At 72.5% G+C, this 13985-nt stretch carries 7 protein-coding genes; 3 read left to right on the top strand and 4 right to left on the bottom strand.

Annotated features, from left to right (window positions below; translation table 11 throughout):
• Positions 1-144: 144 nt before the first annotated feature.
• Positions 145-1668 carry a Do family serine endopeptidase gene (locus tag D7Y13_RS14160; protein WP_120533978.1) on the top strand — a complete coding sequence of 508 codons (1524 nt, stop codon included), beginning with the start codon at positions 145-147 and terminating at the stop codon, positions 1666-1668.
• A 24-nt stretch (positions 1669-1692) separates the two neighbouring features.
• On the opposite strand, the gene D7Y13_RS14155 is transcribed toward D7Y13_RS14160, so the two are convergent.
• The gene (locus D7Y13_RS14155; protein WP_147444350.1) at positions 1693-2463 is read right to left on the bottom strand and encodes a hypothetical protein; all 771 of its coding nucleotides are present in this window, start codon (positions 2461-2463) and stop codon (positions 1693-1695) included.
• 9 nt (positions 2464-2472) lie between these two features.
• Positions 2473-4137 carry a hypothetical protein gene (locus tag D7Y13_RS14150; RefSeq protein WP_120584305.1) on the bottom strand — a complete coding sequence of 555 codons (1665 nt, stop codon included), beginning with the start codon at positions 4135-4137 and terminating at the stop codon, positions 2473-2475.
• A gap of 421 nt (positions 4138-4558) precedes the next feature.
• Between D7Y13_RS14150 and D7Y13_RS14145 the strand changes: the two genes are divergently transcribed.
• The gene (locus tag D7Y13_RS14145; protein ID WP_199732817.1) at positions 4559-8479 is read left to right on the top strand and encodes a serine/threonine-protein kinase; all 3921 of its coding nucleotides are present in this window, start codon (positions 4559-4561) and stop codon (positions 8477-8479) included.
• 16 nt (positions 8480-8495) lie between these two features.
• Here D7Y13_RS14145 and D7Y13_RS14140 read toward each other — a convergent pair whose 3' ends face one another.
• Entirely contained in the window at positions 8496-10310 is a 1815-nt protein-coding gene (locus tag D7Y13_RS14140) for an OPT/YSL family transporter (protein ID WP_120584304.1), read from the bottom strand.
• Positions 10307-12571, bottom strand: a complete 2265-nt coding sequence (locus tag D7Y13_RS14135) for a serine histidine kinase EspA (protein ID WP_167508747.1) — start codon at positions 12569-12571, stop codon at positions 10307-10309. The genes D7Y13_RS14140 and D7Y13_RS14135 overlap by 4 nt, the downstream gene beginning before the upstream one ends.
• 260 nt (positions 12572-12831) lie before the next feature.
• Between D7Y13_RS14135 and D7Y13_RS14130 the strand changes: the two genes are divergently transcribed.
• Positions 12832-13985, top strand: a 1154-nt coding sequence (locus D7Y13_RS14130) for a serine/threonine-protein kinase (protein ID WP_147452445.1), incomplete at its 3' end; no start/stop codon positions are given.

The raw sequence follows: 13985 nt of genomic DNA, 5'->3' as shown, positions 1-13985 counted from the left end.
TTCAGGCAGCTGGGCCACTGGTGGCTCCCGGTGTCGCTGGTGGAACGGGACCGCTGCCTCCTTCCCAGGGTGCCCACCGCATCCGGTTCGACTCTTTTCCCGCCCGGAAGGTCGCTTCCGGCGCCCACCCAAGGAGAACGCACGATGGTCCGCACCCTTCCGTCCCGCCGCCGCCTTGCCCGCGCGCTCGCGCTCACGCCCCTGGTCGCCCTGGGCGCCTGCAAGCCCGCTCCGGACACGGCGCCGCCCGAGCGCCCCACGCTGTCCTTGAAAACGGCCACCGCGCCCTCCGGCGCGAAGGTGGAGCCCGCCGTCTATTCACCCGCGATGGCCACGCCCGGCACGCCCGGCGCGCTCATGTCGCTGGCGCCGCTGGTGGACACGGTGAAGGGCGCGGTGGTGAACGTGGAGGTGCAGGCGAGAGCCCGTCCCGCGATGGGCGGCATGCAGGGCCTGCCCCCGGGGCTCGCCGAGCGCTTCGGCCTGCCGGGCGGACAGAATCCCTTCGGTGAGGGCGGCGGCGCACCGTCGAAGCAGGGGCTGGGGTCGGGCTTCGTCATCGACCCTTCGGGCCTGGTGCTCACCAACAACCACGTGGTGGAGGGCGCGGACACCGTCCGGGTGAAGCTGGAGGACGGGCGTTCGTTCGAGGCGGAGGTGTTGGGCCGCGACGCGCTCACGGACGTGGCGCTGATCCAACTGAAGGGCGTGTCCGGAAACCTGCCCTTCGTGAAGCTGGGCGACTCCGACGGCCTGCGCGTGGGCGACCCGGTGATGGCCATTGGCAATCCGTTCGGGCTGGCGTCGAGCGTGAGCGCGGGCATCCTCTCCGCGAGGGCGCGCGACATCCACGCGGGCCCCTATGACGACTTCCTGCAGACCGACGCGGCCATCAACCCGGGCAACTCCGGCGGCCCGCTCTTCAACATGCGGGGCGAGGTGGTGGGCATGAACACGGCCATCATCGGCGGCGCGACGGGCATCGGCTTCGCGGTGCCGGCCAACCTCATCCAGGCGCTGCTGCCGCAGCTCCAGGAGACGGGCGTGGTGCGCCGGGGCTGGGTGGGGCTGGCGGTGCAGGACCTCACGCCGGAGCTGGCGCGGGCGCTGCGCGTGGAGGCCGCGAAGGGCGCGGTGGTGGCCGGCGTGAGCGCGGGCGGCCCGGGCGCGAAGGCGGGCCTGCGCGAGGAGGACGTCATCACGTCGGTGGGCGAGCGCGCGGTGGACTCCGCCGGGTCGCTGACGCGCGCGGTGGCCCTGCTCAAGCCGGGCAGCGAGGTGAAGGTGAACCTGGTGCGCGGCGGCAAGGTGATGGAGGTGCCGGTGAAGCTGGGCACCCGTCCGACGCAGCGGGGCGAGGAGGAGATGACGCCCCGGGATGCGACGCCCGCGCCGCTGTCGAAGCGGCTGGGCCTGCGGCTGTCGGAGGCGCAGGACGGCAGCGGCGGCGCGCAGGTGGTCGCTGTGGAGTCCGGCAGCGCCGCGGAGCGAGCGGGGCTGGCGCCCGGCATGGTGCTCACGCAGGTGGGCGACCAGAAGGTGTCCGGCGTCGCGGAGGCCGCGCAGGCGCTGACGTCCGCCGAGCCCGGCGCCGCGCTGCTCCTGCGAGCGCGGGTGCCCGGTCAGGACGGGGCGCTGCTGCGTGCGATTGAAGTGCCGGCGCGGTAGTGCGCGCGCTGCTTCCGGGCGTGCTCAGGAGGAGAGCGCGCCCGGGTGGGGCAGGTCGGGCACGCGGCGGGGCATCGTGCGTGCCACCTGGTCGTAGAAGCACTCCGGCCCGAGGACTTCGCGGAGCTGTTGCTCCGCGGCCTCCGCGGCGGGAGTCATCGCGTCGGTGGGCAGGGCGTAGGGCTCCACGAGCACGATGCCGTCCGCGACCGTGCGCCGCTGGGTTTCGGGGACCGCGTTCAACCGGTCTCCGAACATCTCGATGAAAGGCGGACCGTAGAAATTGCGCCAGAAGACTCCGGCGAGTCCTTCGCTGGGGTCGCGAACGGTCCACGTCCAGCGTTGCCCGAACCCATCCGGTGAGGGGATGAACTGGTTGCACTTCCGGCGTTCGTCCTCGGCGGTCGCGGAGAGGGCCAGCGGTGAATTGAACAGCTTCATCAGCGCCGTGACCTGTTGGACGTGGGCATCACGCCACTTCGCGTTCTTCGCGCGGGAAAGCGCGGCATCCCAGGTGAGACTTCCCACATGCGGAGGACCGTCCGACTTCCTGGCGGAGAACAAGAAGAAGTCACGGTCCGTCTTCGCCAGCACCATGAGGCTGCGGACTCCAAGGAAGCCAGCAACCAATGTGTCGTAGTCGATCCGCAGAGGATCGATCTGCTCATCGAGAGAGCGAGCAGGCACGAACCACTGGTACTCCTCGAACGCGCTCTTGAGGAACGCGCGGACTGCAGCCTCCGAGGGAACGACGGGTGGCAGGCTGATCTTGGTCGTCAGATATTTCAACGGCACCGGCGAGCCTCACGGATAGGCATCAGATAGGGCTTTGCCATCCTCTTTGAGCCGCCTCAAGAACTGTTCGAGGGGAAAGGTCAGCTTTGTCTGCCCCGCTGGATGCTTCGCGGAGCGGAAGTACACCTCGATGTGGCCACCGTATGTTCGGACGTATTTGAGCATGGCCTCCAGGTTGCCCGTGAGTGCCATCTCCGCGCGGCCCTTGGCCTCCACGAAGTGGTAGGGCTGGCCCCACACCAGTTCCCCCGGGTTGCCCTTCACCGCGTCCGGCACGAAGCCCTGGGCATTGCTCCCCGGAGGCGGCAGCATCAACGCCGTGTTCTTCTGCTGGCCCTTGGACTTGAGCACGGCCTGCTCGAACTCGCTGCCCGCGCCCTTGTTCTTGATGACCGTCTGGTAGAGCCGCTCCCACTCCGGATCCACCGAGTACTGGATGCGGGGGTACTTCGACGGATGACGGAACTGATAGTCCACCCACGCCTGCGCCAGGTGCTCCGCGCTGCCCGGCACCAACCGCGTGCCCTCCGCCGTCACCCGCGAGCCCACCAGGGCCACACGTCGACCCTGTGCCAGTACGCGGCCTGCTTCGGCCAGCGGGGACTCCAGCCGCTTCGCCACGGCTTGCAGTCTCGCCAGGTCCTCCGCTGACACCGCATCGCCGCGCGCGGCTGCTCGCAGCACCCGGCGGATCTCCTGCGCATCTTGCGGTGACAGGTGCTGCACCACGCGCTGCAACACCTGCACCTCGCGGAGGCTCCGGCCCGTCAACAGCGCCACCCGCTCCACGCCCTGCGCACCCTCCGACAGCAGGCGCCCCGACACCACCGGTAGCGCGATGCTCACCGCGCATAGCAACCGCTCTCCGCCAGTCAGCGGGTAGCCCAGGATGCTCTCCCCGAGCACCACGCCCTTCACATCCGCCACTTCCCCAGCGACGGGCAGCAGGCCTACCGCCATCTCCAGCACGAGTTCCTCCGGAGGAATGGCTGGAGGCTCCCGACGCGGATCCCACGTCGGGGGCGCGAGGCGGCCCGCTTCCACCGCCGACGCCAGCAGGCTGTCGCGCGCCAGCAGGTAGAGCGCCACTTCACTGGGGCTCTTGCGCACGAAGTCCGGATCCAGCGTGTGCGCGTAGGCCCAGTCGAGCGCCGCCTCCACCAGCGCCCGCTGCGTCGCTTCGTACAGCGCGCTTTCGGTGAGCAGGCCATCGTGGCCCAACCTGCGGAAGTGCGCCCCGGCCAGAGCCTGTCCGCGAGCCTCCGCCCAGCGGTGGTACTCGCCCAGCTTCGCCTCCACCTGCTTCGAGCGCACCGTCTCCGCACGCCCCTGCTCCGCATGCGAGACCTTCATCCGCAGGTACACCTCCAGCGGCGCGTCCTCCGCCAGTTGCTCCTCGGTCCGCGCGATGGACCAGAGGAGCAGGTCGTTGAGCGCGGCGTGGCCCGCCTGACGTTCCGCCTCCTTCACGTCAGGCTTCTTCAGGAGCGCCCGCTGCTCGGTGATGAACGCGAGATAGCGGCCCAGCACCGCGCCGCCCACGGTGCCACGGTGAGGCTCACGCGAAAGCCGTGGCGGCGAAGCGCTCTGATAGCGCGCATACCCTTGCATCCCCACGGGCAGCTCACCGGCATGGACCGGGACGCCGCCCAGAAACCCCATGAGGACCGTCACGCCCCTCCACGTGTGCCCGGACCTCCTGCCCCCACTCGGCGCCCGAAGCCTGCTCATGCACGTTCCTCCGTTTGAGCAGGGCTAGCAGGGAGTCCTGACATTCATGCCGCGACGCGGTGCGAAATGACGCAGCGGGTGCACAGCCGACCCGCGGTGCTGTCCGCTCGCGATGTCGGGTGTCGCGCGTTTCGCGGTGACGCCGTGCCTGGACGCCCTCCGGGCATGGAGGAACTTCTGATGAATCGTTCACGCGGATGCAGCCTGCCCCACCCCTGGGGTTCGGAAATCGTGGGGGCCCTGGCATAGAGTGGCGTCCGTGCCGCGCTGCCTCACATGCGGGCGGCGTTGGGAGGGCTCTCACGCGCCGTGCCCTCCCGGCGCTTCGCCCATCACCGTCCCGCCGCCCGATGTCTCGCTGCTCGTGCCCGACGTTCCGGGCTATCGCTGCGAGAAGGTCATCGCGCGCGGAGGCTTCGGCGTCCTGCTGGCCGCGCACAAGCGCGCCCACGACGGCACCGAGGGCGAGCGCATCGCGCTGAAGCTGGCCCGCCCCGGCGTCATGCTCGCGGAGGCGCAGCTCGCCCGGGAGGCGGAGGCCCTGCGCGTCATCGGGCCGCCCACCGTGCCCGCGTTGTATGAGACGGGCACGCTTCCGGGCGGACAGCGCTTCCTCGCGATGGAGTTCGTGCCCCTGCCCACGCTGGCGGACTGGCTCGCGCAGGTGTCCGGGCCGCTGTCGCCGCAGGAGTTCTGGCCTCGGGCCAGCGCGCTGCTGGACGCGGTGGCCACCGTGCACGCTCACGGGCTCGTGCACTGCGACCTCAAGCCCGAGCACGTCTTCCTGGACGACGCCCACCGCCGGGCCCGCGTCTTCGACTTCGGGCTCGTGCAGCGCCCGGCCCCGGACGCGGCCGCCGACGGCACGCCCGAGGAGACCTCCTCCTTCGCCGGCACCGCCGAGTACATGGCCCCCGAGCAGTGCGCCGGCCACGCGGCCCTGGACGCCCGCACGGACGTGTACGCGCTGGGCATCATGCTCTACGAGCTCATCACCGGCCGGCCGCCCTTCTTCGGCGCCCTGTCGGAGGTGCTCCAGGCGCACCTGTCGCTGCGACCGCCGCCTCCCTCGGAGTACGCCCCGGTGGCGCCTCCGGTGGAGGAGGTCGTGCTGCGGTGTCTGGCCAAGGAGCCCGTGCGCCGTCCCCGCGACGCGGCCGCCGTGTCCCAGGCCCTGCGCGCGGCGTTGGACCACGCGGGCCAGTCCTCGGTGCAGCCCGCGCCCCGGGTCACCCTCACCGTCCTGCCCGAGGCGCGCCCTGCCCAGACGCGCCGCTCGGTGGCGGTGCTGTTCCTCGCATCGCGTGCGAACCCCGTCGCGGTGCAGAAGGCGCTGGCCGCCTACGGAGGCCACATGGCCTTCACCGACGGCGCGCGCTTCGCGGGCGTCTTCGACCCGGACGTGGGGGAGAACCCCGTGCGCCGCGCCCTGCGCGCCGCCGAAGGACTGGCCGAGCGGGGACTCGCGCCGGCCGCGCACGTGGACGTGGCCACCGTCACCGTGCAGCGCCGACTGGACGGCGCGCCCCGCTACCTGAGCGCCATCTTCGCGCGCGAGGACCGCTACCCCTCCGTCCCGGAGACGCGCGGCCTGCTGCTGTCCCACGCCGCGGCGGAGGCCGTGCCGGAAGTGCCGTGCCTGCCGGTGCCAGGGCGTTCGGGGCTGATGCGGCCCGCGCCCTCGGGCGCCGCGCCCCGGCCGGATGTCACCGTGTTGCAGTTGGGCAGCGCGGTGCTGCTGGGCCGCGACGCGGAGCTGGAGAGCCTGCTGGACAGTGCGCGGGGCGCGGTGTCGGAAGCGGCGCCCACCATCGTCACCGTGAGGGGCGACCGGGGCCACGGCAAGAGCCACCTGGCCACGACGCTGGCGCTGCGCCTGAGGGCCACCCTTCCCCACGCCCGCGTCTACTCCATGCGCGCCCGCGAGCCCGTGCAGGGCGATCCAGAAGGCACGCTGCGCACGCTGCTGCGCGTCGCGCTGCACGGCTTCGACCGCGACGACACGGACACGCAGGAGGATGGCCGCACCGCCATCCTGGACCGGCTGGGTTCGCGGCTGGGCATGGAGCTGTGGCCCGGCGTGGCCGCGACGCTCGGGTGGTACGCGCCCGGCGGGCCGGAGCTGCACAGCTGGGCCGCGGCCCCGGGCGCCCTGCGCTCGCTGGCCCTGCGCGCCACGGGCGAGCTGCTGGCGGCGAGCGCCCGCGAGCGCCCCCTGTGCCTCGTGGTGGACGACGCGCACTTCGCGGAGGAGACGGCGCTGGACGCGCTGGAGTACGCGGCGCTCGCGGAGACGCGCGTGCCCCTGTGGGTCTGCGTGCTGGTGCGCCCGGGCTTCGAGCAGAGCCGTCCGTCCTGGGGCGCCCGCGCCGCGCGTCAACTGGAGCTGCCCCTGTCCGGCCTGACGTCGGCCGATGCGCAGGCGCTGTGCCGCGCGCTGCTCAAGCCGGTGGAGAACGTGCCCGCGCAGGCGGTGGAGCGCATCGTCGAGCGCGCGCAGCGCGTGCCCCTGTTCCTGGTGGAGCTGGTGCGCGGCCTCAAGCGCCAGGGGCTCGTGCGCCAGCGCTCCCCAGGCGGCAACTGGTACCTCGTCACCGACGAGCTGGACCGCGTCCCCGAGCTGCGGCTGGTGGAGTGGCTGGCGGACCGCGAGCTGGGCGCCCTGCCCCCGGCCCTGGCCGCGCATGCCCGCCTGTGCGCGCTGCTGGGCGCGGCCTTCACCGCGACCGCCGCGGACGGCGTGGTGCGCGAGCTGGAGCGCGACGGGGCCGCGTCGCAGTTCCCGCTGGACATGGGCCATGCGACGCGGCGGCTCCTGGATTCAGGGCTGCTGGTGGAGCACCGGCTGGAGGGCCTGAGCTTCCGCAACGAGCTGGTGCGCGAGGCCGTGGTCGCGGGGCTGCCCGCCGAGGAGAAGGCGCGCATCCACCACGCCGCCTACCGCCACTACCTGAGCCCGGCGGGTTCGCAGGAGCGCCAGCGGCTGGCCCGGCTCGCGCTGCACGCGGCGGCGGCGGGCCTGCGCGATGAGGCGGCGGCGCTGACCATCGACCTGGCGGAGTCCGCGCGCGGCCGTCACGCCTTCCTCGACGCGGAGGCGATGTACACGCGCGCCCTGGAGCTGCTCGACCCCGAGGACGAGCTGCGCTGCCTCACCGCGCTGCGGGGCCGGGGCCTGATGCGCTACCGCATCGGCCGGTACGAGGACTCGCTCACGGACTTCGCCATCGCGCGTGAGCGCGCCCGGGGCGTGGGGGATGCGCGCGCGGAGGTGGAGCTGCTGCTCGACGAGGCGATGGCGCTCGACTGGGTGAACGACTACGCGCGCAGCGAGGAGCGGGCCCAGGAGGCGCAGCACCTGTCGGAGACGGTGACGTCGCCCTACGTGCAGTCGCGGTTGCTGCTGGCGCTGGGCCGCGCGCAGTTCCGCAAGGGTGAGTGGCTGGATGCGCTCATGCCGCTGGAGGCCGCCGCGGAGCGGGCCCGGAAGCTGGGCGACGCAGGCTACGAGACGCTGGTGGTGGCGCTGCTCCTGATGGCGGTCATCCTCCCGAACCTGGGCGACATCGACGGCGCGGAGCGCGTGATGGACGAGGTCATCAGCGCGTGCACGGAGCGTGGAGACCGCTTCCACCTGGGCTCGGCCATCAACAACCGCCGCAACCTGTGGGTGGCGCGGCGGGATTTGACGCACGCCCTGAAGGACCAGGAGCGCTTCATGCAATTGGGGCGCGAGCTGGGCGTGGTGGGCTGGGAGTACTTCGCCGAGCACAACATGGGCGAGCTGTACTACCAGGCCGGCGACGTGGAGGCCGCGGCGCCGCACATCGCCCGCGCCATCGTGCTGGAGCGCCGGCATCCGGAGGTGGCGCACCGTCCGTGGGCGCTGCTGCTCCAGGCGCGCGCCATGGCGTGGACGGGCCGGCACGACCGGGCCCGGGAGCTGCTCGCGCAGGTGCGGCAGACCATGGCGAACAGCCGGCACGGCGTGAACCTGAGCCCGTCGGAGGAAGTGCTCTTCTCCATGGTGGAGCTGGCTGCTCGCGACGCGACGGCGGAGGAGTGGCACGCGCTGCGCGAGCGCTCGTCGCAGGTGTCCGTGGAGCAGGAGCCCCTCGAAGTGCTGGAGATGATGGGGCTTGCGGCCTGGCGCCGGAGCGACTTCGCGGAGGCGATGCTCGCGCTCGGGGAAGCGCTGGCGCGAGCGGCGCACGTGCCGAACCTGATGGAAGACCGCATCCGCCGCTCGCTGGAGCGCGTGCGGGACCTCACGCCCGCTGCGTGAGCGGTCAGGCGCTGCGCTACACCGACCGCTGAAGCGCCGTCGTGGCGGCGATGATGAGCCCCATCAACGACTCACCCACCAGCGCCCCGGAGCCCACCGCGGGCACCTGCGCGTCGGTGAGCTTCGGAGACCACCGCCGCGCAATCGCCGCCATCCCCGCGCCCAGGCACAGCGTCACCGCGAAGAACGCGGGCGTGATGAACCCGATGCCCATGGCCACCGGTGACGGCAACCACTTCGCCGCCCTGCCCCGCGAGGCCAGCGTCAACACCGCGCCCACCACGCACCCCACGAGCGCGCCCATTCCCGCGTGCGGCGGCAGTCCCGCGAGCCCTCGCACCGACACCTCCGCCACCGCGCGGAACTGCGCCGCCGCGGGCACCGGCAGCGCGGCCGTCCCCAACCCGTACGCATCCACCAGCAACAGGTAGGCCGGCACCGCCACCACCGCGCCCACCGCCACACCCACCAGCTGCGCGGCGAGCTGCTTCGACGACGAGGCCCCCAGCAGGTGCCCCGCCTTGAGCGACCACAGGCTCACGCCTGTCTGCGCCGCCGCGCCCGCCACCACCGAACCCGCCGCCACGTTGGGCGCCAGCTCCCCAGGCCGCACGCCGCCGAAGACGACCTGCGTGAGGTTTCCCATCTGGCTCACCGGCGACACATCCGTCTGTCCCGCCCCGCGAGCACACACCGCGCACAGCGGCACCAGCAGCGCGAGCGCCAGCACCATCGACGGCACGCCCAGCCCGAACAACACCCCGCCCAGCACCACCGCCAGCACGCACGCCACCGCCGCCACGCCCAGCGCCCACCGGGGCAGGCCACCGCGGTTCGCGCCAACCGAACGCAGGTCCTTCGCCGCGCTCAGGAAGTCGCGCGCCTGCGCGCCGAGCGACACCACCGCCGCGCCCACCATCAGCCCCACCCCGGGCCACGCCAGCCACGCGGACAGCGGCCCATACTCCGCGCCCACGACGACCCCCGCGCCCAGGAGGACCGGCGCCAGCACGCCCCACGCCACGACCGCGCCCAGGAGCATGCTCAGGGCCAGCTGCAGCCCCGTCATCATCCCCACCGCCAGCAGCATGGGGCTCACGCCCACGCCCCAGGTCAGCGACTCCAGCGGAGCACCGCCGACGCGGCCCGGCAGGCCCACCATCCCCGGCAACCACCCGCGCGAGTCCCGCATCCACGTCACCACCATGGCCACCACGCCCGCGCCCACCAGCGTCCGGCCGCGCCCCACCGACGCGCCCGGGGCCTCCGTCGGCGTGGCCGCGTGCAGCGTGGAGATGAGCTCCGCGGTGGCGATGCCCGTGGGGAACGGCAGGGCCTCCTGCTCCAGGAGGCGCCGACGCAGCAGCCCCGCCACCAGCACGCCCACCGTGCCCAGCACCAGGCCCCAGGCCGCGATGCCCCAGCCCGGCACCGCCACGCCCAGGAGCGCCAGCGCCGGCAGCGCGCCCAACAGGCCCGCCGCCGCGGGCATCGCGCCCACCGCCGACGCGGCCGTCTGCGTGAGGTTGTTCTCCAGCGGCGTGTACGGCACGCCCCGCCGGCGCCCATAGGCGGCAAGCCCGCTGAACCCCAGCACCGTCGCGGTGATGGAGCCGCTGTCCCACCAGCCCGTCTTCATCCCCATGTAGAGGTTGGTGACGGCCAGGAGCGCGCCGATGAGCAACCCCATCCCCAGCGCGCGAACCGTCCACTCACGGCCCTGGGATGCCGGGGCGCCCGCCGTGCCCAGGCCCTGCACCGGAGGCAACGGCTCCCCCGGCCCCACCGCGGCCTCGGGAGGGGACGCGGGGTGACCGGAGGAGACGCTCATCGCCCCGCCTCCGCCGAACGACCGACCAGCTCCCGCAGCTGCGCCAGGTCCAGCGGCTTGCTCAACTTGAGGTTCGGCACGTCGCGCAGGAAGGACACCGTGCGCGGCGTGAAGGCCCCGCCCGTCATGAACACCATGCGCCCGGCCTGCTCCGGCGCCGAACGCCCCAGCTCGAAGTACAGGTCCATGCCCGTCATCCCCGGCATCATCACGTCACAGAGGATGAGGTCGAAGCGGCCGCCCTCGTTCACCAGCCGCAGCGCCGCCTGCGCGCTGTTCGCCGTGGCCACCTCGTGCTCCGTCGCCAGCGAGCGCTGCAGCGCCACCGTCACGTTGGGCTCGTCGTCCACCACCAGGATGCGAGCGCGCGCGCCCGCCTGCGCCGTCGCCGACAACCGGGGGTAGAGGTCCGGCTCGTGCTGCGCCGAGCGCAACACCACGCGGAAGGTGCTGCCCTGCCCCGGCACGCTCTCCGCCTGGATGGAGCCGCCCATGGATTCGATGATGCCGTGGCAGATGGACAGCCCCAGCCCCGTGCCCACGCCCACCGCCTTCGTGGTGAAGAACGGATCGAAGATGCGCCCCAGCACCTCCGGCGTCATGCCCACGCCGGTGTCGCGCACCTCCACCACCACCTTGCCGGGCTCGCCCTGGCGGATGATGGCGCGAATCTCATGCTCGGTGACGGAGGACGGATCCTCCGGAATCGCCTGCGCCGCGTTGAGCAGCAGGTTCAGGAACACCTGACACAGCCGCGCCTCACTGGCCTCCACCGCCGGCACCGGTTCAAACTCGGTAATGAGCCGCGCGCGGTGACGGATGACGTTGTCCGCCATCTTGCACGCCAGCTCCACGGAGCGACGCACGTCCACCGGCATCGGCCGCGACTCCTGCTCGCCGCGCGCGAACACCTTCAGGTCCCGCACGATGGTGGCGATGCGCTCCGCGCCCTCCGTCGTCTCCCGCACGAGCTGCTGGATGGCCGCCACCGGCTCCGACGGCGCGCCTTGCGTCTCCAGCTTGTCCAGCCCCTCGCGGATGAGGTGCAGGTTCACCAGCATGTACGCCAGCGGGTTGTTGATTTCGTGCGCCACGCCCGCGCCCAGCGTGCCCACGCTGGCCAGCCGGTCCGCCACCACCAGCCGCGCCTGGAGCTGCCGGCGCTCGCTCATGTCGCGGTGGACCATGATGTTCGCGATGATGCGCCCTTCGGCGTCGCGCAGCGGCACCACCACGGACTCGCAGACGCACGTCATGCCGTCGTCGCGCCGGAACTCCAGCTCCCCGGACCAGCGCCCGTGCACCTCCAGCGCGGTGAGGATGGCGCCCGTCAGCCGGTCCTGCTCACCCGGGTGCAGCACGCTGAAGAGCGTCTGTCCCATGGCCTGCTTGCGGCTTCGGCCGAACATCCGCTCCGCGCTGGTGTTCCAGTCGATGACCCCGCCCGCCAGGTCCGTGATGACGACGCCGTCGGAGATGCTCTCGAAGATGAGCGCCTGCCGGTGCAGCTCCTGCTCCGCCTGCTTGCGCGCGGTGATGTCCATCACCGTGCCCGTCACCCGCGCGGGCTGCCCCGCCGCGTCCAGCAGCACGTCGCCCTTGCACGAAATCCAGCGGTAGCCGCTGCCGGCAGGCTCGATGCGGTACTCCACGTCCACCTGCGACTTCTGCTGGAGCGCCGTCGCCAGGCCCGCGCGCAGCCGGGGCAGGTCCGCCGGGTGGACGATCTCCTCCAGGTCCATGGCGCGGCCGGACAGCTTGCCCACCGCCAGTCCCAAAAGCCGGTCCACGTGCTCGCTCCACGTCACCTGACCGCTCTTCGCGCTCCAGTCCCAGATGCCCACGCGCGCCGCGGACAGCGCCTGCCTGAGCTGCTCCTCGCGCTGCTCCAGCACCTCCCGCCGGGAGAAGCGGAACACCGTGACGGTGCCCACCTGGAGCCGGTCGCCCTCCTGCAGCTCCGCCGTGGACACCGGCAGGCCGTTGAGGAACGTGCCGTTGGTGGACTCCAGGTCGGTGACGCGGCAGGTGCCGTCGGCGGAGCGCAGGATGCGCGCGTGCTTGCGCGACACCCCGTGGTCGTCGATGCGGACCTCCGCCTCCGACCCGCGCCCGATGATGTGCTCGCCCGGCTCCAGCCGGTACGCCTTGCCGATGGCGGCGGGCGTCGTCGTGCTGATCAGGATGAGACACGCCCCGGTCGAGGACGGAGCCGTCACCGACTGGCCCGCGCAGGTCGTGAGCTCGTCCAACAACGTCATCATGTGTGCCAGCCCCCTGGCGTTCCCCTGCGCTCGGGCCGGCACTCTCCTCGCCGCCTGTCGTGCATGACGCCGCGCTCCGTGATGGCCAGAAGCCTTGGCCCGGTTCGCAACCATACCCCAACGGCTTCCAATGAACGTCCCTTCCACCCCCAGGGCAGGAAGCCTGACTCCTGGTGAACGGGCAAAAGGGCAGGCAGGGAGGCAGCCGGCGACGGGCGCACGCGACCCACCCGGCGGATGCTAGGGTGCGGGGATTCATGGCGGCGGACTCCGAGAGCACCTTCCGCATCCAGGCGCGCGCGGCCGCGAGCGCCACGGACAAGGGGCATGACGCACCCACCCGTTCCGAACGGGGACCGGGCACGCTCGCGGGCGAGTACGTGCTCAAGTCGATGATCGCCGCCGGAGGCCACGGCAGCGTCTACGAGGCCGAGCACCGCATCCTGGGCCGGCTGGCCGCGGTGAAGGTGCTGCACGCGCACCTGGCGGACCAGGGGGAGATGCTCCAGCGCTTCGTGCGCGAGGCCCGGGTGGTGAATCAGATCCACCACCCCAACATCGTGGACGTCTACGACTTCGGCCTGATGCCGGACGGCAGCCCCTACTACGTGATGGAGCTGCTGTCGGGGCGCACGCTGAGCCAGGTGGTGCAGGAGCGCGGGCGGCTCTCCGCGTCCCGCGCGCTGGCGTACCTGGAGCCCATCTGCGGCGCGCTGGAGGCGGCGCACCGCTCCGGCGTCGTCCACCGCGACCTGAAGTCCAGCAACATCCTGGTCGTGGAGGAGGGGGAGAAGCCCCGGCTGAAGCTGCTCGACTTCGGCATCGCCAAGCTCATCCAGCAGGAGCCCGGCCAGGAAGGCCTCACCACCGCCGGCCAGCGCCTGGGCACCGCGCACGCGATGGCGCCCGAGCAGTTCCGGGGCGGCCGCATCGGGCCGCCCACGGACGTGTACGCGCTGGGCGTGCTGCTGCACCAGCTGCTCACCGGCCGCTACCCGTTCCAGTCCGAGGACCGGCTGGAGCTGGAGCGGATGCACCTGGAGGCCCCACCGCCGCGCCCCAGCGTGCGCGCGCCGGTGTCCCCCGGCATGGACGCGGTGGTGCTGCGCTGCCTGGACAAGGACGCCACCCGCCGCTACCCCAGCGTGAGTGCCTTCCTCACCGCGCTGCGCGAGGCCGCCGAGGAGCCCGGACAGGTGGAGGGGCAGACCCGCCCCGTGTTCGCCGTGCACGCGGAGGTGGTGCTGCCCGCCACCGACCAGGACGACGACACGCTCTACGCCGCGCTCGCCGGAGTATTGGACATGCTGGAGCAGGGCCTGCGCGAGCGAGGCTTCCTCCTGGCGCTCCAGACCGGCACCACGCTGCTGGGGGTGCGGCCCCTCTCCCCCGACACCGCCCCCGCCGACAC

It is taken from the genome of Corallococcus praedator (genome assembly GCF_003612125.1).
Classification (GTDB): domain Bacteria; phylum Myxococcota; class Myxococcia; order Myxococcales; family Myxococcaceae; genus Corallococcus; species Corallococcus praedator.
Note: the sequence above shows the minus strand (reverse complement) of the source record. Positions and strands in the feature narration are given on the sequence as shown.